Below are 22,490 nucleotides of genomic sequence, written 5' to 3' on the forward strand. Positions count from 1 at the left end.
ATTATCCTATTCCCGTATCAGACAGACTAGAGATAACATAACAACCGCACAGGCATGCACAGCGATCAACGGCAACGGGTTTGTTATCGGATATCCACTGAAGACAACCCTCAATAATATAATTCTCACCATGGCCATCTAGCGGACATATTACTTTATCACCCAACAAAGCAACTGGTTGTCCGTCAACGATCGTTGTTGACGATGCCGAAATGACACGACCACCACTATTTAGCCGATCATTTAACCTCACAACACCTGTTAACATAAGCTTTCAATAATCCTTTACAAACAGTTTCCGTTAATATTACTCAATTACTGCGTAAGGTCGCCACAATAAGCTGAAAAGAGATAGATGGTTGAATAGTTCAGGTTTATACGCCCTGTTACTTCATCAATCCATCAATCAATACCTGTTGCCAGTACAGAAACAACTTAACCCTTATAAATAGGGTATGGTGATCTCTTTTTCCATTCATCCTGTTTGGTTTTTTCCTCTAGTTTAGAAACTAGCGGATCTTTATAAAGTGGATAAGATGACTCCTGAATTATTACATCTTGTTTAATCTCTTCTTGCGGTTCCGCCATTTTACTTAGCGCATATTCTAATGACTGCTGGCAGCGAGCTATTTCAGTACTGATGTCCTCTGCAGTAAAATCATCGGTGTTTTTTTCACACTCATTGCCAAAGATGCCTTGTTCAAACCACTTTTGCAGCTCATCGCGAGAATAGTATTGCGTCGCGACATAATCAACGAGCATGATCAGCAGCGACACTTGCCAGGAGGAAAGTAATCCTACCCATTCGATAGCTATTAGTGGACTGAGTGCCGGCTTTACCAGTCTTCCCAGCCATGTTCCGCGCGAAGCAACGGCGGTTTCCCAGCCAAAGCGGGCAATCAGCGCTTCCAGCAGCTTACCATTCGCTTTAACTATCGCTGCGAGATCGCTCAGGACTTTTACACTATAAAGACCAAGGAATAATTCTCGTTGTTCTGTATTATATTCTTGATACACCTTAGCTACATCCAGGCCAAGCAAAATGGCCGACGCAATCATCGTGCAACCGGCGCCCGACATTTTCAGATACTGCAAACCATTTTTCCCCTGCCAGGCCTTTTCCATTGCAGGCATAGCTACATCGATGATTCCGCTGGTCGTCACAAGGGCGGAGCTGGCGATTTTCGCCTGGCTGGCGGCATCGCCCTTGCTGTGACGATACAGATTGCCAAGTTCATAAATATTCAAGAAAGTTACCAGGATTCTGATACTGGTCGTCTTGAATACCGCTGCGCCTTCCTGTTCCTGGCCATATTCGGCAAAAGTTTCATTCAGTTTGTCAAAACGACCTTTGGCCAAATTAACATTAGCCTTCGCGAGTGGTTTATCCGGATTATAAAAAACGTTGCCGGAAATATAGGTATGGCGCTCATACATCCAGCCGAAATACCGGCTGGCAAAGGCTTTGGTTTGCGCTACGGATTTTCCTGCAGAAAGAGAAAATATCGCATGGATAATAACGCCGCGAATATTATCCAGTATGCGGCCGATTCCCGTGGCCGAAAAAATTCGTGCGCCGACGGTCGCCATATATTGGTCCATACTGTAAAGCACTTTTTGCGATAGTACGGAATTCTTAGCTAAATTACTTTTCAGGGCATCCGTGGCTTTTTCAAAGCCTTTAAAAATCTTAATCAATCTAACACTATTGGCGTCAAAGAATTCAAGAACCTGCTCCGGCAGTACCACGTCAGTTTCCGCCTGCCGGGCAAGGGTAAGTAATGCCTCTGCTTCGGCCATGATTTCCGGGTTATTATAAAAGTGCGTTCGCCAGACCAAATTCTCCGCATTAGCGGTACTATATTCAGCAATCCAGCGATCCAACAGTAGTTGGCCGTGGGGATGGATATCAATACCCGAAATCGCGAAGGCGACTATTTCACGGTAGCTAAGATTATCGACCGGATCGTTTGAATTGAAATCCTGCGTCTCGGCAATAAATAAGGGGGTTTGTAACCACTCAATACGGAACTCAATTAACCAGGTCAGCAGGTTACTCACTCGCGTAGTCAGTAAATCGACGGTTTCATTAAACGAACCCAACCGCGTTGGATTCAACATCCAGTCGTATTTCTCAAGTTCGTCAGCGGCGATACTGAATGCCATGGAGTCTATATAACCACGCGTATTCCAGGTTTCAAAATCCTCACGACTACGAATATCGCGTACATCAGTACCATCCTTTTTTTTATCCTCAAGATACCGTCGATATGTCTCATCCATTGCGGCTTGACCCAGCTGCGTTTTTTCAAGGCGTTCGGTTAACCGTGGATAATTACTATTGATAATAAGCTGCCTTACACCATTAATAAGATTCAGGGTCGATAACTCTACTTGCCGCTCGTCGGCAAATTTCTGCTGTAGCGCCAAAATACCGTTAGCCCAACCGGTGAGTTCATGGATTATACCCGTGGCATCATGTAATGCCATCATCAATGGCTTAACCGGGGTACCCTCAGCGCTGACCCCTCGTTGCTGCATTTGCTGCAGCGTACTTCCTACCGCGCGATTAGGCCGCCAGGGGTATAAGGTCCACTGCGGCTTTATCGCAGAGCCCGCTTTTATCTTCTCGCCCCACAACGAGGCTACCCAGCGCCGCCATTGCGGCAGCGTTTCATCGCACAGATGATATTCATATTTGGAAAAATAACTCACTTGATCAACAACCCCTTCATAAGGAAGTAGTTGGGCCGGACTTAATTGATTTCCCCGCATAGGGATATAATCAAGCACCGCCGATAAACTGTCTTCCGTCGCATCCGTTACTGGTGCTGTTGATGTTGGCCTATCCCAGTGCGATTGGCTCAGGCATTGCATTCTGGCCTCGCGACGATCGCTGTCGTTTTGATAACTATCCAGCGTTGTCTTGCTCCATTGACGCTGGCTGAACGCTATCCAGATATCATTTTCCAGCACATGCGCAGGCAAGGTTATGAAATCTTTGCCGCCCTGATTGTAGGACCCTTTAATACAATCCGGTTGCGATTTCGGCTGCACGTTTTCCGCGGAAAGTTGTTTCCATAAGCTGCCATCATCGCTTACCGACCAGGCCTCCCATGAAGGTATATGCGGGTAGTAGATATAAATAAATCCCCGGCGCATAGCACGTAACGCATAATGATAGCCGTCGTGATGCGGATAATCACTCGTCGCCGGCCGCGCCCACTGTGGTAATTCCCCTTCGATACTGTCTGGCACCACAGCATAACGTACCGGTAATAATGCCGGCCCCTGCGCCTTACAATGGCATTGATGATTAGACATCCCTGTACTCCTCTTATTGTTCGCCCTGGTATTGATATTGCGTGCACTCTTCCTTTATTCGCTGCCATTGGCGCTCACTGAAATTTGCCACCCTTGCACGATATGTTTGATTGCTTTCTATTGGGCCTTTCTGAAGCGCCTGCAATAAATCTATATGGCGATCAAAATCGGGAGATATGGTTAAAGCATGCGTGCCATAAAGGGTCAAATCTTGTGGTTGATGAAATGGAAATTCCCATGCACGGCGGAGCGCCGGAATAATCCGGGTAAATACCTGCTGCTCGGAAAATCTCAACTCATTAATATATGAACAGCGATATTGGCACATAATGCGATTTACAATGCCGATAAACTGAATATCGCGCCAATTATCTTCACTCAATGACAGAGAATAAGATAATCTAATATTCTGTTGTTCCGCCCCCTTCCTTTGAACCCATTGACCATCTCCATCAATAGAAAACCAGGCTGCTAATGGTCCAAATAAACGTTGCTGCTGCCAGTTATCTAATAATGACCATAACGGCAGCGCGACGGCAGGATCATAAAAGCGTAGCAGCGTATTCTGCCCTTCACGCTCCTGCAGCGCGCTTTTCGCTAAATGAAGTGCTAATGCCTCCGGCGAAGTCGAACAAGAAAGCCAGCCACATATTAACCGGCCATATCCTTGAGTGATACGTTGCGGATGAATTTCATTACAAGCCAGCTCTGCGCTCATCTCCAGCAACAGCACATCATCAGCAATGGATAAATCGAGGGGAATTAAACGTGGTTCGAACTCCGCTGACAGATAACGAGGCGCAACAGGAACTCTGATATATTCCCTTGCCAGTAGAGGCGTATATAGCGATTGTTCTTGCTGACGAAATCTGGCGATCGCGGCGTCGATCATTAAAATACACAACTGATTTTTGGTGACAAAGCTATTATTAAGTTGCTGCTTGGTATTTTTAATCTTCAAGCGCAAGACATCTTCAGCATAATTATAATTTACTGACGCTTTCATCATTTATTGTTCTTTAATTAAAGGTTACCGTTGGACTTTGAGTTCCGCCAGCGGTATCCATGGCTGAAGCACAGGGTGCAGGGAGATCTATGCTGGAATGCAAGGACGCAGCCGCCATTTTTTGCAGGTTTGTACATTTCAGGCGAAGACTACCTGGAGCGCCGATTTCAACATCGCCATTTTTCAAGCGAATATAGGCGCCGCCGCAGTTCAGCAACAGTTCTGTCGCCGCCGAAATAATCACTTGTTCGTCTTTGCTGGCAATAGTGAGCGTTTTTTGGGCCAGAAGATCCAGTGCATCATTTTGAGCCTGAATGTCGACTTTACCTTTACCGGCATAAATTTTTATTCCCATCAATTGCGCAAATAAACTAATCGTTTCTTTCACCCCGAGACGGAATTTCTTGCCAATGCTGATATCCGCATTCGAGCCGGAAGTAACAATTAAATTATCGCCTGATGACAGCTGCATAGTGGCGGGAGTAACCTGCGCAATCCCGGCAGGGGCTGACAGTAACAGCGCCTGTTGTTTTAATTCCGCTAATGTTTCGGTCAGTAGTTGTTTTTGCTTTTCAATATCCGTCAGTTCAGCTTTTGCTTTCTCGGCGGCAGCACGAATACCTTCCACGTCCTGAAGCGCAGCCTGCAACGCATCCTTCGCAGCCTGCATATCCAGCTGTAACCCTCCGGCTTTTGGTTGCAGATCGGCGCTAATAAACAGGCCTTTCCCCGCACGTATCGCCCCCCACGAATCGGTACGTAGTTCAAAGCCTTCCCCGCGTAGCGCGCGCTCGGCATTCACCTGATGCCCCAGATTCAGCTGTGTTTTACCGCCATATTCGGTACTGAGTTTGATATGCTCTTCACCGCGCTTATCCTCCATCCGCAGCTTGTTGTTGGTCGGCGTGCGGATCACGTTGCGCGTACTGTTCTTTTCCGTCACCAGATCAACATGGCGGGAATCGTGTAAGGCATGAGCGATATATGGGCGGTCCGGGTCGCCTTCATGGAAGGCGATTGCCACTTCCGTTCCCTGGATCAGTGGGAAATGAAAACCGTACTCGTCACCACCGTAAGGTTTGGCGAGGCGCACCAGCATACTTTCCCGTCCCGGCGACTTTCCATCCCGATCGGCGTCAAATTTCACCCGATACAATCCGCAGGCGTCCTGCCAGGCATAGATATCACCGGTTTTAGCGCTGGTCACTCGTGCCGTCATCGTGCCGGTCACCAATGGACGCGGTAGCAGCGGCGGACGCCAACAGATTGTCTCACGATATGGTACCGCCTGCAGGCTGACCTGCAGCGCGTCTTTGCGGCTGGCGCTTAGCGCAACGCCGGTGATCAACAGAGGGTCTTGCAATAATGCAGGTAAAGCCGGCGGCAGATTATCAATGAGAGTCAGGACTTGTGCCGGCGCTAGCCATGGCGCCGTGCTAACGCCAGTGACTAACGTTTGACTGGCCAGAAAACGCTCATGGTCGAGACGCGCGTAAAAGTTGGCGGTTTCCACCTGCGGCTCGATTTTGTCTCCGCGCGCCAGATGACGCGGCTGGTAGTGATACACTTCGCCATACGTGTTGCCTTCGCCATCCCCGCGAGTCATGTCCGCAGGCGCTGACTGAAGGATGCTCTGCGCGTCTCGGTGGTTATAATCCCGGGTGATAACACTCGCTTCAACCACGTTATGCGTCGAACTCAGTCCCCAAATCGATTCTTCTCCGCTGTCGCTCATCCCTGATGGGCTATTAACCGGAAGTGTTTTACCAAAGATCAACGCGCGCTGCGCATCAGCAAAATGCACAACTTCGCTCTGCGCCTCCTGCTGCAAAGTGAAGTAATAAAATATGCCTACTTCGGCCAGCAAGCGCTGAATGAATGCCAGATCGCTTTCCTGATATTGGTTTATCTGCTCACGTTTTGGATAATTATGTTTGAGATTAAACTCATACTCCCAGCCGTGTAGGTTATGTTCCTGCAGGATCTGCACGACCACTTCCGGCACCGACTGGTTAACGAAAAACCGGTGGCTGCGAAATTGTTTATCGAGCAGGGATAAGTACGGTTCCAGGGTGATCTGATAGGCAGCCTGATCGGCAGAGCTGCTGATGCGGCTGAAGGCGGTGATAACGCCGTGAACCCGCCGACTTTGCGCCAGGCTTCGTAGAATACCGCCCCCCATAGTCAGCGAGGCGGGTTTGCTCAGCATATGCGCGACATCAATATCTTTATCCGCGCTGGTAAAGCTGATGCTGTAATGATAAAGCTGGCTTAACATTTCTGTGCCGCTAAACGATTCCACATCAAGCGGCGATGGGCATGAGGGTATATCCAACTGATAGCGATTCAGGGCAATTGTACGTTCACCGATCAGCGCATCCATCAAACTCATTCTCTTCTCTCCATGAAGGCCTCAACGCCCTGCAAGTTTAGTTTTGCTTTTTCATCTCCCGCGCCATAACGTTTTTAACCGTCACTGGCGCGGCAAAATAACCATCAGGCCTCGCGGAACTCTATAACCACTCCGCCGTCTTCATCGACCCCCAGGAACAGATGCTGAGGTTTTTGACCTGCCGCTATATGGCTTAACAGTTGCTGACTCAGGACCGGAAGGATTTGCTGATTAAGCAGACTATCTACGTTCCGTGCGCCGGTATCAGGCAGCAGGCAGGCATCCGTCAATGCGTCATAGAGGCCTTCAGCTACCTCAGTTGTCATACCGTAATGACGATGCAAACGCTGACAGACCTGCTCGAGCTTCATGCCGACAATCCTGCGCATTGCTGGCTGGCTGAGCGGCTGATATATCACCGTCTGAAAACGAGCGAGTAAGGCGGGCTGAAAATGATCGCGCAACACGGGTCGCAACAGCTCATGCAATTCGGGACCCGTCGCTTGCGGCGCCTCCTCCAGCATTTGCATTAGCAGATCGCTACCGAGGTTTGAAGTCATCAGGATCACCGTATTGCGAAAGTCGATTTCCCGGCCTTCGCCGTCGCGCATAAAGCCGCGGTCAAACACCTGATAGAATAGATTCATCACATCTCAGTGGGCTTTTTCGACTTCATCAAGCAGCACCACGCTGTACGGCCGCTTACGTACCGCCTCGGTGAGAATACCGCCCTGCCCGTAACCGACATATCCCGGAGGGGAGCCCTTCAACTGAGAAACGGTGTGCGGTTCCTGGTACTCGGAAAGATTGATGGTAATAAGCGATTTCTCACCGCCGAAAAGCTCATCAGCCAGCGCCAGCGCGGTTTCCGTTTTGCCGGTGCCGCTCGGCCCCACCAGCAGAAATACGCCCTGCGGGCCGTGTTCAGACGCGAGCCCGGTTTTGGCGGCCCGCAGTCTCTGGGCGATGGCGCTCAGCGCATTATCCTGCCCCACAACCCGTTTACCGAGATTCAACTCGAGGCTTAAAAGTTCGCTCTGCTCGTCCTTCAGTAATGAAGAGAGCGGAACCCCCGTCCAGTCGGCAATTACCGTCGCCACGGTGCGTACATCCACATCCAGTCCCAGCAGCGGGCTATTACGTTGTACATCGGCGAGCTGGCGCTGTAATTCGCCGATCTCTCCCCGGCGTGAGGGATCGGCCCGGCAAACCAGCAATTGCTCTGTCAGCTTCAATTCCTGGCCGTACTGTGTTTCCAGTTCGTCGAGCTGTAAAATGATGCGCACTTCTTCCTGCTCAATTGTCGCCAGCCGTCCATTGTCGCTATCGTTACCGAGTATGGCATCTTCCAACAGCGCCTGTTTTTCCAGTTCCAGCGCCGTGATTTGCCCCTTCATCCGCGTCAGCGGTTCCGGTACGGTATCGATACCCATGCGAATACGGGCAGATGCGGTATCCAGCAGATCCACCGCCTTATCTGGTAACTGTCGGCCGGTAAGGTAACGGCGGGAGAGCGTAACGGCCGCGCATATCGCTTCATCAGTGATATGCACACCATGGTGTTCGGCGTAGCGGGATTTCAGCCCGCGCAACATCAGGCAGGCGGTATCGTCGTCCGGTTCATCAACTTTGATCATCTGAAAACGACGCTCCAGCGCAGCGTCGCGCTCGAAGTACTGCTTGTATTCACTCCAGGTTGTAGCAGCGATAGTGCGCAGTTCGCCACGGGCCAGCGCGGGCTTCAGCAGATTGGCGGCATCCGCGCCTCCTGCCTGGTTACCTGCGCCGATAATGGTATGGGCTTCATCGATGAACAGCAGCACCGGTACGGGCGACTGCTGTACCGCTGCGATAATATTCTTCAGCCGCTGTTCGAACTCGCCTTTAACGCCCGCCCCGGCCTGCAACAAGCCAAGATCCAGCGTGCGTACCGTAACTGGCTTCAGGCTGTCGGGAACGTTACCCTCCGCGATACGTAACGCCAGTCCTTCCACCAGCGCGGTCTTGCCGACGCCCGGCTCGCCTACCAGTATTGGATTGTTTTTTCTCCTGCGTGACAGGATGTCCACCATTTGGCGAATTTCACTGTCGCGGCCAAATACCGGGTCGATCTTGCCCTCACGAGCACGGGTGGTGACATCAAGAGTGAATTTATCCAGCGCGTTCTGTAGCGCAGGATTCAGCTCGCCGGCTTTTTCAACGGTTTCTGCCGGGCGGCCGACAAACTCGACGTCGCCAGCATGATTCAGTTCTTCTGATTGTAATTCCGGACGTTCATCTGATTGCGTATCCAGTAGCGGGCGCAGATGCTCAAGCTGCTTTTGCCCAAGCGTTAATAGCGGCCATAGACTATCGCAACGCACCCGGGCAGGATTATTGACCAGCGCCATCAGCAGATGAACGCTGCGAATAGACGTTTCTCCCGCCAGCGAAGCTCTCAGCCACGCCTCCTGCATCAGACTCTGAATGCTGCCGGATAGTTGCGGCCGACTATGCACCGAACGCGGTAGTTTTTCCAAAAAAGAGAGCAGGTCTTGCCAGATAGCATCCATATCCCACTCATAACGCCGCGCCAGCACCGTCAGGTCGCCCTCGCCCTGCTCTAACAGTTTCAACAGCCAGTGTTCGGGAAGAATTTGTGCATGCGCGCGGGCCTGACACAGCGAGGCTGCGCCTTCCAACGCACGGGCGCAGTAAGGGTTTAAACGGCGTAACAGGATGGCTGGATTTTCCATGAGACTCTCTCTTTATCGATTCCGGACACGCTACCGCCCATCGCTGTTTCCCGTTATACAGGAGACCAAAGCGCACGAGGTCGAGCAGGCAAATTGTGTTTTCTTTGCTAAGCACCTGCGATAACAGAGGCTTAGCAAAGAAAAGCAGACGGAAACCGTCTGCTTACGGGATTAGGCAGTCGTACGTTCATTCCATGAATCGGAATGAATGATGTTGCCGTCTTTATAGGTCCAGGTGATTTTTTCGTAGCGCAGTTCAATCTGCTCCAGATGATTGTGCTTCTCGTAGGCTGGATTCTTAATGTCATGCATCATTGGATTAACTTTCACCACCTTCACGTTTTCCAGTTTGGTGTTGAAGTACTCGACTTCCTGACCGGCATCGTTGATTTTGTACCACTTGAACTCGGCAGATTTCAGGGTCTGGCCGGTGGTGACCGCCTTGTACAGGTACGGGCTGGAGGAGTCGATTTCCTTGGTAAACAGGAACGGCGTATGGATACGCGTGCCGGTCAGTTTGCCGGTGTTGTTATCGGTCGGGATGTACAGGTTATGTTCCTGTGCGACAACTTCAATGCTGCCTTCACGATCTTTCACATCCACGGAACCTTTGATGTCCGCGCCGCCATCATCCTTGAGCCAGAGATAGACTGGTATTGCCATGTTAATTACTCCATTTCATTTTTTGACGCGCCATCATCCTGAGATGGCGCAGGTGTGTTGTCTGACGCCAGACAGGCGGTCGCCTGTGGTACCAGACTGATTTCGACACGACGGTTCAGCGCCCGGCCTTGCGGCGTGTCGTTGCTGGCGACAGGACGGCTTTCGCCATAACCCTGCACCGCAAAACAGCTCTCCGGCACATCGCCGGTGTCACGCATCCAGTTGCGCACAGATTCCGCACGTTTCAAGGACAACGCCCGGTTTGCAGCATCATGTCCGACGCTATCGGTATGCCCGGCAACTACGATAAGCCAGCCAGGTTTTGCCTTAATATTCACCAGTGAATTCACCAGCAGCCTGGTGGAGCCGGGTTTCAGCGTCCATTTGCCAATGTCAAACAACGACATGCTATTGAGACGGATAGTTTGTGGCCCTTGTATAATCTTTTTGATTACTGGCCGGGGCGGCGGTGGCGGCGTCCAGTTATTAATCGCGGTTTCAATCAGCGGTATCAGCCGTGCCCCAGGATAGAGTCCGAGCCCGTAACGCAGCGGCTCGCCGCGCCGCTGCCAATCGTCCAGTAAACGGCTGTCGGCCTGCAGACGCCGTTGCGCCAACAGCTTGGGCGCAGGTGGTGTTCCACTAAGCTGCTGATACGCAGCCAGATGGTCGCCAATGCTATCCAGCAGCCGCTGGTTATTAATAAAAGATGCCAGCATTGCCAGCGCCAGAAAGAGGAAACATGCCCCCCCAAACAGGCGCGCGTCCTGCATGCGGCGACCGATCCCGTGATTGCGGGGTAAATAAGAAAGAAGGAGATCCGGAAGCGGTAATATTCCGCTTGTTTTAGCGCATGCCGGGGAGAGCGAGGTCACCTCAGCAAGCTGCTGTTGCCACATATTCCCGGCGCATGCCGCTACCGGCGTAAGGCAGATACCAACGGCGGAGAAGCCCAGGGGAGGAAGCTCTCCCTGCCGGACGGACAAAGGTTGAAATATATGCTTCGCCATTAGCGCCAGGATACTGTCTAACCAGAGTACGTGCCCAAGAGCTGACGCGTCATGTCCGTTTGCCCGCTGCCATTCGGCAATCGGTACCGCCACATCGTCATTCTGTCGTACCTGCATTCCCGCTAGTTCAGGCGTTACCGTGAACCAGCGGTGCTCGTCTGCGTTCTCGAGGCTTGGCGGCGAAACCCAGGACACGCACCAGACCGGCGGTTTGCCATTCAACCATGTCCGACACAGCCCAATACTACGACGCCATCCCTGCAAGAACTGCGTAAAGCGCTCAGCGCAGTCGTGAGATTCCGGGGTGATTGCCAGTAGTACGGAAACCTGCGATACCAACGCAGGGCGCGCCGCTGACAGACGCTGCGCCAGCAGGGGGAGCTGTTCCGTATTTGCCGCCCGTAAATACCAGGCTTTTTGAGTTTCGCGGTAAGCCGTGTTAGCTGGAAATAAAGTGAGGTTATCGCCGCAAACCAGCACCACCGCCCCCAGGAAATTCTCCGGCGGCAGGTCAACTACGCAGATCTGTCCCGCTAGCAAATGACGTCGACGATGCTGGCGCCAGAGCTCGGCGCCGCATATCAATAAAATACCGGCGCAGAGCACCGCTCGATTACCGGCGGAAAATGAGCAGAAACCCAGCGCCAGCCACAGCGCCAGTATGGCGGCAACGACCGTGAGTAGACCACGGAATCCAATGCGCATGCCTTAACCTCGCCCTGCTATCTGTAATACCATTTGCGATAACACAGACGAGAAGGTGAACCATAACCCAGCCAGTACAACGATGCCCGCTACCCAGCCCAGCCAATAGCGGCGGCGACCGCTGCGTAGCCCCGCGGCCCGAACCACTACCGGCGCCTCCTGCGTCAGTGAGAATGGCGGTACCCGCTGGCTGAGCATCCGTACCACATCCTCCCGCCGTTCGTCGTCAACGGCGCGATATGCTCCGACAAAACCGAGTTGTAGCGTTCTGAACAAGCAGGTTAGCACCATGACATCAGCGGCAGGTTCACGCAAAATCGCACGAATGCGATCCCATAATTCTTCTCCGGCATTCAGAGTCCCGAAGAATTGCGCCTGCAGAGGGTCCTTGCGCCAACGGCGATAGCCGTCATCCTGTAGGTCGCGGTTCAACACGCTTTCATCAAGCAGTGCGCAGTAGGCATAGAGCATCCGTTCGCTGTTTGTCGTGCTAACCCCGGCCTTCGTCAGAGACTCGCGAGCCTCAGATATCCACCGACAGGCGCGGCGATACAGCGCATCGCCGTCTTTAATCTGCTGACCGTTACGTAACTGGCTAACCATCAACCAGCCAGGATAAAAGACTCTATTGATCATATCGATATCAGGCGTTTTCATGAGCGCAGCACCGCAAACAGTTCAAGTTTCACTTCACCGAGAGACTCCGGGGTATAAAACGTACAGTTTCCAGCTTCCAGCATGGTGCGAGCCGCATCTGTCGACAGATCCAACGCAAAGTATTGGTTTTCCAGCCGTAAGGGAATTGCAGCAGGCACATGACTCAACGGTTTTATGACTATGCCGCTGAGAGCAACATTCACGACTTCTGACACATCGTCATGGCTACCAGCCTTACACAGCTGCGGAAAACGATTCTGCAACTGGTAATTAGGCATCGAAGAGCGTACGGACAGATAGAAGTCCGCGCCTTCGCGCAGCCGCGAATCGTGTAATTTCCCACGCCAAATCTCCCTGTCCGCGCCCTGCTCCAGCGCGATGGCGATGACACGGGACGGCAGGCTGGCCTCAAGTAAGCTATCCAGTAGCGCAAACAAAGGCGGGAAAACTAGCTCCGGAGATTGGTGCTGGTAAAGGGGAATATCCTCCACGTGGTGTTCGAGGGAAAATGTCAGCAAACTCCCCGCAAGCCTTACTAGTTCACGGTATAACAACTCCGGATGACGCGAGGGCGTTTGGTGTAATTCGGTCAGCACCGGCGCCATGCTATTCAGCGCGTTAAGCAACCAGAACAAAGCGACGTCCGCTACCGCAAAATCAGCCATCCGTTCGTTACTTTCCCGGCGCATAGCCATCAGGCGTCCACGCCGTATCTGCAGGCGATGCAGTAAATCGCCAAGTTCGCCGACCAAGGTTGGGCAAGCGGATAGCGCCAGCATCGGCGGAATAAATCGCCGATCGAGAGTCCATACTCCCTGCGCATTGCGGATGAGCCTCGCGACCGGGCATGTCAACCATGCATCGTTTTCCTGAGTGGAAACACGTAGCGTTAGCCCATGCCGCAATACCGCCAGTTCGCTACGTTCGTGGCCCGCAAGTTCCTGTACGATTACCCTCTCGGATCGCCAACGATACGGGCGAACGCTCTCTTGTCCGTCGTCGAGATTACCGCCGCTGGCACTGAGCAGCGGTAAGCACAGTAAAACATCAACGCTTTCCTGTTGCAGACCCGAGAGATCGCAGACCGGCGGCAAGGTATCGGCCAGATCGGTGTCAATCAGCGTACCGTCCGTAAAACGAACCACCAGACGAGTGGCATTGAGTCGGGATAACGCCAGCGCACCTTCATCAAACTCAGCCGCCAGTACCCCCCAGGGAAAACCTAGCGCCATCTTTGAGACCGTATCCGCAACATGAGCTTCCCAACGAGACTGCTGCTGGAACTGTTGCGGCGTCAGAAAGGCGCCATCACTCCATAACGGACGGTAAATCTTCATCACACCTCCTGTACGTTACGCTTTTGCCTTCGGCATCTGGCTAACCAGCGACAAATTGACGTCCATACCTTCAACCTGGAAGTGCGGTACCGCATACAGCTTCACGCGGAAGAAACCTGGATTATCCTCAATATCTTCCACTACCACTTTCGCGTCTCGCAGCGGGTGAGAAGCCTGCAGTTCATCGCCCGGATCGGTCATCTCAGTCACCAGGCCACGAATCCAGGTGTTGAGCTCGAGCTCAAGCAGGCGTCGGTCCTTAGTGGTACCGATGTTTTCACGTTGAATCAGCTTCAGGTAATGCGCGATGCGAGACAGCAAGAAAATATACGGCAGGCGCGCGTTGATACGGCTGTTGGCGGTCGCATCAGCGGTGTCATACAGCGCTGGTTTTTGAGTAGAGTTAGCCGAGAAGAAACAGGCGTAGTCACGGTTCTTGTAATAAGACAGCGGAATGAAGCCCAAATTAGCGAATTCGAACTCGCGAGTTTCCGGGATCATCACCTCAGAGGGGATTTTCACCTGGTTGCCCGTGCCGAGGTCGTAGAGGTGAATAGGCAGATCTTTCACCGCGCCGCCCGCCTGCGGGCCACGGATTTGTACGCACCATCCGTTCTGGATGAAGCTGCGGACCATATTGGAGGCAAAGGCGAATGATGCGCTGGTCCAAAGGTATTTTTCGTGATCCGGACCTTTAACCTGTTCTACGTAGTTAAAACTGCGTACCGGTACGGTATCCGGACCATATGGTAGTCGACCCAATACGCGCGGCATCACCAGCCCGATATAGCGGGCATCATCAGTTTCGCGGAACGATTTCCACTTTATATATTCGGCACGATCGAAGTAGTTGCCGATATCTTTAATCGCCGCCACTTCTTCCATGGTATCTTTCATAAAGAACGCAGGCCCAACTGCGCCGATAAACGGCATATGGGCAGCCGCGGAGACTTTAGAAATATTGCGCAGCAGCGTCATATCCTGCGGGCTGGCATCAAACTCATATGCCGAGATGACCGAACCGATTGGCTCGCCGCCCGGGGTGTCATATTCCGCCGTGTAGGTATGCCAGTACAGACCACTCTGAATCAGCTCAGGCGCGTCTTCGAAGTCCTGGCGGAGATCATCCTTTGAAACATCCAGAATTTCGGTTTTTACGTTCTGACGATAATCAGTGTTGTCCACCAGCTGTTTTAATCCCCGCCACAGAGATTCCACTTTCTGGAATTCCTGATGATGCATGACGACATCAAGCTGACGGCTAATTTGATAATCCAGTTCGGCGATATGGTGGTCTATCAGCGTCTTGTCGAGCTTTTCCACCTGTTTGCCAGATTGGCGGATGCAGTCCATAAAGACCTGCATCGCAGCCGTCAGGCGTTCGCCTGCCGTCGCATCTGACAGCACGGTATCATCTAAAAAGGCATTAATATCTCCCAGACTTGATGCTGGGCTCAGATTAATTTTTTCAAACAGGGAAGCATATACCCCCTCTTTGTTCAGTACGGTCGTCTGCCCCTGAACGAGGCTTGTTTCAGTATTTACAGACATCAGCATATTCCCGGTTAATCCATTAAAAGAGACGATCCAGATTATTTCTCGGCAAGCGCATTCATTTCAGCGCGCAATTCGTCGGACAGTGCCGGATCTTTAAGAATTCGCTCAAGCTCTTTTCTGAAAGTTACGTTATCAAGTAGGTTTGATTTGAGATCACGCAATAAATTACGCATCGCCAGCATGGCACGGAGTTGAGGTATTTGCCGGGCCACCTGCTCTGGTTCAAAATCTTTTATATTGGAAAAGCTCAGTTTAATGCCTTCCTCTGAACCGTCTCCCGATAGCGTATTTGCAACAGTGAGGTTGACCTCCGGGTTTAATTCAGAAAGTACATTGTTAAAATTATTTTTGTTGATATCTAGCTTCTGGCGCTCAGCTAGTGGCCGATGTTCTTTGCCATTGCTGAAATCGCCAACGGTCAGGAGTTTAAGCGGCAGCTCAACTTTCTTCTGCGCCCCTCCGGTATGTAACGCCAATTTTAAATTGATACGTGCCTTTGGCACCTCATTCTGGAATGAATCAGCCATAACGCTCCCTTTTCCTTAAGGAATGAATGTGGAGGAAATCTCATTTGGTCAAAAGTCATGTTTGAAAAAACCCGCACAATATAACAAGCGCGTCATTCTAAAATCCAGCGCAAATAAGATTACCAGTAATTTAACACAAACGCCCACAGCACCAGACGCTATAAAGTAGCGACACTTCACAAAAGAATGTTGACGAATAAAATAAAGACAACATAAAAACCCAAAACAATAGTGAAAGGCAGTTTTTTATATAAACTCATTGTTTTTATTGGCACAGATCAATATTCCCATTGAGAAATAATCATGATCAATGCATTAAGTCATCACAATCTTTAAATCAATAAACATCGCAGAAAATATATAATTAAGGAAATTATTAAAACGCAGAGTTATAAAATTATTCGATGGAAACGGATTGGTTGAATTGGAGTCAGAAAAAGAACGGCCATCTAGTCCGTATAAGATAAAAGAATTAATGAACAGGCTGGCATAGGCCAGCCTGATTTTTTGTTAAATCCATCAATTTTTAGAACCATGCCTCAAACATACCGCCGATGTTCAGCGAATCCAGTCGCTCGTCGCTGGTGCCGTCTACTTTCGCGGTGTGCTCGTTATTCACCTGACCGCCGGTCACATAGAAGCGCAGCATCGGGCGGAACTCCGGCCCCATGCCGATGGCGATATTCTGCGACAGCGTCAGCTTCCAGCCGTGGTTATCCCCGCCCTGGTCGTAGTCAACGCGCTGGTAGCCCGCTTCCAGCCAGGTCGAGTGCACATCGTTCCAGAAGTACATCGGCCGGACGATCGCACCGTAGTTTTTACGGTTGTCGGTATTGTCCTTGCCGTTGTCGTAGTCGTGGAAGGCCAGCAGATATTCGATCTGCGCCTGCTGGGTGAATTTATGGCTGCCCTCAAAGCTGGCGTAGACCGTGGTCAGGTCGTCGGTTTTGTTGTAGACGCTGTTATCCGAGTTGTCGGAGTAGCGCAGGATCACCTTGTTCACCCCGCTGTCGTTGGTGTGGCTCAGCACCAGCCCGCCCTGCCAGGCATCGAGGCGCGCGTCGCTGTCCACCGCTTTTGAGTCAAAGCCATAGTTGGCATATACCTCTACGTCGATCGGCCCGGCCTTGATGTTGTGGGTTTTGGTGGTCAGCGCGTAGTGGCCGTTATCGCCGGTATCGGAGCTGCCGGTACAGGTGATGCGCGACGGGTTGGTCTCGTCGGCCATCACTTCCGGGCTACAGGATTTCACCTGCGACACCGTCGCCACGTCGAACTGCACGCCGCCGATATCGAAGTTCTTCACCCCGGCGCCCTGGCCGTCGTGGTTCATCCAGAAGTAGTCGTTGATCCCCTGTTGCGGGCGCTGGTGGAAGTCGCGGCCGGCCCAGATATAGGCGTTGGGGTTGGATTCAAGGACGTTGGTGACGCCGACGTAGGCTTTTTTCAGGTTAACCTCGTCGCTCCAGTGGTCAAACATGACGTTGAGATCCCAGATGGCCCCCTGCGCGCTTTTGAATGCTTTGCTGATCTGGAATTCGCCGCCGTTGCTTTCGTTACCGAGACGGCCGATCGCCGAGGCGCCGTTATAGGAGCCGTCGACGCCGACATATTTCTGGTCGCCGGTCTGGAAGTGGGCGCCATAGCGGGCGTAACCGCTAAATTTCAGGCCGAAGGGGATCGCCAGGTCCGGCGAAGCGGCGGTGGTTTGCGGGTTGGTAATAACATCGACCTTTTTATTGGCCGCGGCGTCGATTTTCGCCTGGCGGTCGGCCAGCGCTTTATCGACGGCTTTCGCGACGATAGCGTCGATCTGCTCCTGGGTAAACTCTTGGGCTGTTACAGAGGTAAACGGAGAAAACGCGGCGATGACCGCCATAGTTAATGGAAGCTTTCTTATCATTGTCATCATTATCTCAATAGAGGTTAATTTTATTCAGGCAATAACAACCTCACTCTGGCCACGCAGAATATGTTGCTACTGTGAGAACAATTTAATTTTTATTTTGTACGGCTACAGAGGTTTTATACGAATAACGTTCTCCTTTCCCACAATTAAATTAATGATTAGCGCTAAAACAAGCAACGCCGCAGAGACTTGCCGCATGGATTTCATTGTATGGTGAACAAAACCATTAATCGTGCTGCACTTGACCTAAGATTGCATGAACGCTCCAATATTGGTGGATGTAAGAAATGTAACAACTATGACACATCCTGTATTCTATAAACCGGTTGCTCAATTACGTTATTTCACTCAGCGATTGAGAAAACACTCAAATGTGAGCCATCTCGCAAATATCACTTTCATATAATCAACATCATAAAATCCATATAGAGTACAGAGATAATGCCAAACGACCTTTGCTTTGAGGATCACAGAAGTAAAAAAACATAATTAATTAATTTAAAAACGTAATAGATTCTTCGAGATCATTTGTGTCAGAAAGTGTTTCACATTCACACAACAAACCGGAGTCTGCTCAGAATGAGTAAAAACATAATGCAAAATCGCAATGATGAATATCATAAATTAACTCGCGGGGAACGTATTGGCTACGGTATGGGCGATTTTGCGCAAAACCTGGTTTTTGGCACGATCGGCGGCTTTCTTGCTCTACATATGTTGACGGTAAATACGATCAGTACAGCCACTGCGGGGTTCATTTTTCTTTTTGTCCGAATCATCAATGTTTTTTGGGATCCGATGGTTGGAACCTATGTGGACAAAAGGACATCCGCGGCAGGGAAATATCGTCCCTGGCTATTAAGAGCCGGCGTGCCGCTAGTGATCCTTTCCGCTTTGCTTTTTGCCCCTATTCCGGGCGTCAGAGGTTCCGTACCGTTTGCTTTTATCATCTATTTAGCGCTGGATTTAGTTTATTCCCTGGTCAATATTCCTTACGGTTCTCTTAATGCCTCGCTAACAAGAGACCCGGAGTCGATTGATAAATTAACCAGTACGCGAATGATGCTGGCTAATAGCGCCAATCTTCTGGTGTATACCCTGTTCCCAATGTTCGTGCAAATGGCGTCACCAAAAGATCGTAACCTAAAGGATACTGGTTTTTTTGGCATAGAACTCAATCTGGGAAACTATACCGACCCATCCGCAAATTACGCATGGTTCGGCGTCTACTCTGTTTATATGTTATTAGGCGCGGTGGCACTTTTTATTTGCTATAAATTCACTAAAGAACGTGTCGTTGCAACCGCAGAGCAGACGGCAAACGTCAAAACAACCGATTTGTTCCTTGAGCTCAAAAATAACCGTCCCCTTGTCATTCTTGGATTATTTTTTATGCTGGCCTTTACCTTCATGTTCTTTATGAACACGGTTAATGGCTTTTTCAATCAATATGTGGTTGGTCACTCTGAGTGGATGGGTGCCGTTGGCCTGGTCGCCTCAATACCGGGTATTGCGTTCCCCATTTTTTGGCCAAAACTCAAGAAAATTTTTGGAAAGAAAGGCTTCTTCCACATTTTCCTGGGGATGTTTATTGTCGGTGAGTTATTAACGTATGTCTGGTCACGGGAAGGTATGCACGATGCGCTGTGGCTTGCTTATATCGCCACATTTATTAAACAGTGGGGCTTAACCTCAGCCACTGGATTTATGTGGGCACTGGTACCTGAAGTTATTGCCTATGGCGAATTAAAGTCTGGTAAGCGAAATGCGGCAATCATCAACGCAATTATGGGACTCTTTTTCAAGATTGGCTTTACCATCGGCGGAGCCATTCCTCTGTGGCTGCTGGCCGTCTATGGTTTTAATGAAACCGGCGCACAACAAAGCGCGAGCGCTATCGACGGGATCATGATGACAGCGGTTTGGATCCCCATCGCCTTAGCGGTTGTCTCGATGATCGTCATGCAAATTTATCCTATCTCAGACAAACACGTCGGCGACATTAACCGCCAACTTGATGAGATTCGGGTGTAAAACCAATACGAATTAATTTTTAAATTTATAAAGGTGTAATGATATGTCTCTTATCCAAAACCCTATTTTGCGTGGCTTTAATGCCGACCCCAGCATTATCCGTGTTGACGACACCTACTATATCGCCAACTCAACGTTTGAGTGGTTTCCCGGCGTCCGTTTGCATGAGTCAAAGGATCTGCAGCACTGGAATCTGCTGCCGTCGCCATTGTCGACCACTACTCTTTTAGATATGAAAGGCAATCCGTCTTCAGGCGGCATCTGGGCTCCGGCGCTCTCTTACGCGGATGGCAAATTCTGGTTAGTGTATACCGATGTGAAAGTCACCGAAGGTGCCTTTAAAGACATGACAAACTACCTGACTACCGCAACAGATATTCGCGGCCCGTGGAGCTCGCCGATAAAACTGAATGGCGTAGGCTTTGACGCTTCACTTTTCCATGACGATGATGGCCGTAAATATATCGTGCAACAGACTTGGGACCATCGGGAGTACCACCATCCTTTTGATGGGATTACCTTAACAGAACTTGACACAACAACTTTAAAATTAATGCCGGAAACTGCGCGTACCATCTATCGCGGTACCGCGGTGGCGCTCGTTGAGGGACCGCATCTCTACAAACTGAACGGTTATTACTATCTCTTTGCCGCTCAAGGGGGGACGGTGTTTACTCATCAGGAGGTGGTTGCCCGTTCCACGACGTTAAACGCGGACAGCTTCGAAACTGAACCAGGAGAAGTATTTTTAACTAACGTTGATACCCCGGACAGCTATATCCAGAAGCAAGGACACGGCGCTTTGGTTTCGACGCCCGAAGGCGAGTGGTATTATGCTTCGCTGTGCGCGCGTCCGTGGAATCGTCCTGGGGAATCAATCTATGATCCTCGCGGCTGGTCCACGCTTGGCCGGGAAACGGCTATCCAAAAAGTGTACTGGGATGAAGATGGCTGGCCGCGCATTGTAGGCGGTCACGGCGGTAAAACGTTTGTCGAGGGGCCAAAAGACGCCATTTATACCGAAAGCGCGAAAGATAATAGCCAGCACGATGAATTTACAACGCCAACGCTTAATCTTAACTGGAATACCCTGCGGGTCCCTTTTAGCAAAAAAATGGGTACTACAGGCGACGGAAAGCTCACCTTAATCGGCCAGGGATCATTAGCGAATACCCATGATCTGTCGTTGATTGCCCGCCGCTGGCAAGCCTTTTATTTTAATGCCCAGGTTAAAGTCGCCTTTAATCCTTTCAGTTACCAACAGATGGCCGGATTAACCAATTACTACAACGATCGCCACTGGAGCTTTGCTTTTGTTACCTGGAATGAAATTAACGGAAGAGTCATCGAGGTCGCCGAGAACAATCGCGGAAAATATACTTCGTACCTGAAAGATAATGCGATTAAGGTCCCTGACGACGTCGAATACGTATGGTTACGGACGAAAGTCAGAAAGCAGACCTATAGCTATGAGTATAGTTTTGACGGCGTCGGGTTTATTGAAATTCCGGTAGTTTTAGATGCCGCCGTTCTTTCTGATGACTATGTCCTACAGAGCTATGGCGGTTTCTTTACCGGGGCATTTGTAGGGCTTGCGGCAGTAGACTACTCCGGCTACGGCGCCTGTGCTGATTTTTATGATTTCAATTATCAGGAGCTTGGCGACTCGTTAATTGGCACGGATGTTTATAGTTGGGAGGCCGGGGAACGACGAGCTAATTAACCAGCACTGCGGCGGTTTAAAATCACTACAGGCAGGAACTGGCCTGGCAAGCCGGTTCCTGACCGACTGTGACACCGTCGGACTCCTCCGGCGTAAACCTGTCACCTCTGTTGCCCGTTTTGTAGGCGGGCAATAAAATTCTCCCGAGCGGAAGATCCGACCGGGAGGGAGGCTGTTTTTATTATCAGAAACGATAGCCAATGCCAACGTTAAAGCCATTAATTGAGTAATTACCTGCCAGGTCTGCTTGAGTTCCTTCATATCCGATATTAACGGAAAGGTTCTCCACAGGATTAATAATCACACCGGCGCCGTAAGCGAAAGAGGTCGATTTTTCAGAGATATCTTCATAATTAGCGGTAACATCTCCTGCATTTATCCATTTCGTCGAGCCTGTAGCTTTAACATAGGCCGCACCGCCCAGCGCATATAACGAGACATAATTGTTAATGCGGTACGCTGGCCCCACGAGTAAGGAGTAGTATTTCACATCGACACTATTTTTTATTGAGTCGCCATAGTATAAATAATTCTGCTCACCGTCGCCCTGCATATAAGAAAAAGAGGCAACGACACTTAACGTGGAGTTAAACTCATAACGATATTGCAGATTTACACCATTGATATCATCAAAGTCCTGCACTTTACTTTGCGCATAACCGATTGATACCGTATGATTATCAGCCAACGCCATGCCGCTTGCCATCGCCGTTGTCAGTAATACCGCCACACAGATTTTATTCATATGTATAGTCCCTTAACATTAATCCTTAAATATAATATCAGCAAATACATTACGCAGTACTCAGGCTTACTATTTGCGCTATGCATACTGAAATAAAACCACAAACAATTCTATACCTTTTCTCAAAAATAATAAAAATTAGGATTTCGTTTAGACGGAGCTGATT

14 protein-coding genes and 1 pseudogene are annotated in these 22,490 nt (G+C 50.4%); 2 read left to right on the forward strand and 13 right to left on the reverse strand.

All coding sequences use genetic code 11. The annotated features are described in order from the left end of the window. Position 1 precedes the first annotated feature (1 nt). The 12 genes and pseudogenes from PGR79_RS02285 to PGR79_RS02340 form a co-directional block, all read right to left on the reverse strand. A complete protein-coding gene (locus PGR79_RS02285) occupies positions 2-268 on the reverse strand; it encodes a PAAR domain-containing protein (RefSeq protein ID WP_087859424.1) in 267 nt (88 codons plus the stop codon). Between the two features lie 167 nt (positions 269-435). Next, positions 436-3,324 carry a T6SS effector BTH_I2691 family protein gene (locus PGR79_RS02290; RefSeq protein ID WP_113373191.1) on the reverse strand — a complete coding sequence of 963 codons (2,889 nt, stop codon included), beginning with the start codon at positions 3,322-3,324 and terminating at the stop codon, positions 436-438. A gap of 13 nt (positions 3,325-3,337) precedes the next feature. Next, positions 3,338-4,333, reverse strand: a complete 996-nt coding sequence (locus PGR79_RS02295) for a DUF4123 domain-containing protein (protein WP_430920999.1) — start codon at positions 4,331-4,333, stop codon at positions 3,338-3,340. A 10-nt stretch (positions 4,334-4,343) separates the two neighbouring features. Further along, entirely contained in the window at positions 4,344-6,713 is a 2,370-nt protein-coding gene (locus PGR79_RS02300) for a type VI secretion system Vgr family protein (RefSeq protein ID WP_113373469.1), read from the reverse strand. A 113-nt stretch (positions 6,714-6,826) separates the two neighbouring features. Continuing rightward, positions 6,827-9,457 (reverse strand): annotated as a pseudogene (gene tssH / locus PGR79_RS02305) (type VI secretion system ATPase TssH). Positions 9,458-9,628: 171 nt separating this feature from the next. Beyond that, positions 9,629-10,120 (reverse strand): type VI secretion system effector Hcp, encoded by a 492-nt coding sequence (gene hcp, locus PGR79_RS02310; RefSeq protein WP_047067878.1) that lies wholly within the window; start codon positions 10,118-10,120, stop codon positions 9,629-9,631. Positions 10,121-10,125: 5 nt separating this feature from the next. After that, positions 10,126-11,835, reverse strand: a complete 1,710-nt coding sequence (locus tag PGR79_RS02315; RefSeq protein ID WP_113373188.1) for an OmpA family protein — start codon at positions 11,833-11,835, stop codon at positions 10,126-10,128. 3 nt (positions 11,836-11,838) lie between these two features. Beyond that, positions 11,839-12,492, reverse strand: a complete 654-nt coding sequence (tssL, locus tag PGR79_RS02320) for a type VI secretion system protein TssL, short form (RefSeq protein WP_087859419.1) — start codon at positions 12,490-12,492, stop codon at positions 11,839-11,841. Beyond that, the gene (tssK, locus tag PGR79_RS02325; RefSeq protein ID WP_430921002.1) at positions 12,489-13,829 is read right to left on the reverse strand and encodes a type VI secretion system baseplate subunit TssK; all 1,341 of its coding nucleotides are present in this window, start codon (positions 13,827-13,829) and stop codon (positions 12,489-12,491) included. Before tssK ends, tssL begins: the two co-directional genes overlap by 4 nt. A 15-nt stretch (positions 13,830-13,844) precedes the next feature. Then, positions 13,845-15,380 carry a type VI secretion system contractile sheath large subunit gene (tssC, locus tag PGR79_RS02330; RefSeq protein ID WP_087859632.1) on the reverse strand — a complete coding sequence of 512 codons (1,536 nt, stop codon included), beginning with the start codon at positions 15,378-15,380 and terminating at the stop codon, positions 13,845-13,847. A 41-nt stretch (positions 15,381-15,421) separates the two neighbouring features. Then, positions 15,422-15,913, reverse strand: a complete 492-nt coding sequence (gene tssB / locus PGR79_RS02335; RefSeq protein ID WP_087859417.1) for a type VI secretion system contractile sheath small subunit — start codon at positions 15,911-15,913, stop codon at positions 15,422-15,424. 526 nt (positions 15,914-16,439) lie between these two features. Further along, the gene (locus PGR79_RS02340) at positions 16,440-17,822 is read right to left on the reverse strand and encodes a carbohydrate porin (RefSeq protein WP_113373186.1); all 1,383 of its coding nucleotides are present in this window, start codon (positions 17,820-17,822) and stop codon (positions 16,440-16,442) included. 594 nt (positions 17,823-18,416) lie between these two features. Between PGR79_RS02340 and PGR79_RS02345 the strand changes: the two genes are divergently transcribed. Continuing rightward, positions 18,417-19,856, forward strand: coding sequence for an MFS transporter (locus PGR79_RS02345; protein WP_162750133.1), 1,440 nt, complete (start codon positions 18,417-18,419; stop codon positions 19,854-19,856). A gap of 43 nt (positions 19,857-19,899) precedes the next feature. Further along, the gene (locus PGR79_RS02350) at positions 19,900-21,579 is read left to right on the forward strand and encodes a glycoside hydrolase family 43 protein (RefSeq protein WP_113373184.1); all 1,680 of its coding nucleotides are present in this window, start codon (positions 19,900-19,902) and stop codon (positions 21,577-21,579) included. A gap of 184 nt (positions 21,580-21,763) precedes the next feature. Here PGR79_RS02350 and PGR79_RS02355 read toward each other — a convergent pair whose 3' ends face one another. Next, positions 21,764-22,324, reverse strand: a complete 561-nt coding sequence (locus PGR79_RS02355; protein WP_113373183.1) for an Ail/Lom family outer membrane beta-barrel protein — start codon at positions 22,322-22,324, stop codon at positions 21,764-21,766. Between the last annotated feature and the right edge of the window lie 166 nt (positions 22,325-22,490).

Origin of the sequence: Klebsiella sp. 141161, from assembly GCF_050600815.1 — a bacterium.
Taxonomy (GTDB): domain Bacteria; phylum Pseudomonadota; class Gammaproteobacteria; order Enterobacterales; family Enterobacteriaceae; genus Klebsiella; species Klebsiella aerogenes.

Bases quoted from the DNA above. Each gene is read 5' to 3' on its own strand.
- PGR79_RS02355 (WP_113373183.1), bottom strand. From the start codon at position 22,324: ATGAATAAAATCTGTGTGGCGGTATTACTGACAACGGCGATGGCAAGC.
- tssC (WP_087859632.1), bottom strand. From the start codon at position 15,380: ATGTCTGTAAATACTGAAACAAGCCTCGTTCAGGGGCAGACGACCGTA.
- tssB (WP_087859417.1), bottom strand. From the start codon at position 15,913: ATGGCTGATTCATTCCAGAATGAGGTGCCAAAGGCACGTATCAATTTA.
- PGR79_RS02350 (WP_113373184.1), top strand. From the start codon at position 19,900: ATGTCTCTTATCCAAAACCCTATTTTGCGTGGCTTTAATGCCGACCCC.
- PGR79_RS02290 (WP_113373191.1), bottom strand. From the start codon at position 3,324: ATGTCTAATCATCAATGCCATTGTAAGGCGCAGGGGCCGGCATTATTA.
- PGR79_RS02295 (WP_430920999.1), bottom strand. From the start codon at position 4,333: ATGATGAAAGCGTCAGTAAATTATAATTATGCTGAAGATGTCTTGCGC.
- tssK (WP_430921002.1), bottom strand. From the start codon at position 13,829: ATGAAGATTTACCGTCCGTTATGGAGTGATGGCGCCTTTCTGACGCCG.
- PGR79_RS02340 (WP_113373186.1), bottom strand. From the start codon at position 17,822: ATGACAATGATAAGAAAGCTTCCATTAACTATGGCGGTCATCGCCGCG.
- PGR79_RS02300 (WP_113373469.1), bottom strand. From the start codon at position 6,713: ATGGATGCGCTGATCGGTGAACGTACAATTGCCCTGAATCGCTATCAG.
- hcp (WP_047067878.1), bottom strand. From the start codon at position 10,120: ATGGCAATACCAGTCTATCTCTGGCTCAAGGATGATGGCGGCGCGGAC.
- PGR79_RS02315 (WP_113373188.1), bottom strand. From the start codon at position 11,835: ATGCGCATTGGATTCCGTGGTCTACTCACGGTCGTTGCCGCCATACTG.
- PGR79_RS02345 (WP_162750133.1), top strand. From the start codon at position 18,417: ATGCAAAATCGCAATGATGAATATCATAAATTAACTCGCGGGGAACGT.
- PGR79_RS02285 (WP_087859424.1), bottom strand. From the start codon at position 268: ATGTTAACAGGTGTTGTGAGGTTAAATGATCGGCTAAATAGTGGTGGT.
- tssL (WP_087859419.1), bottom strand. From the start codon at position 12,492: ATGAAAACGCCTGATATCGATATGATCAATAGAGTCTTTTATCCTGGC.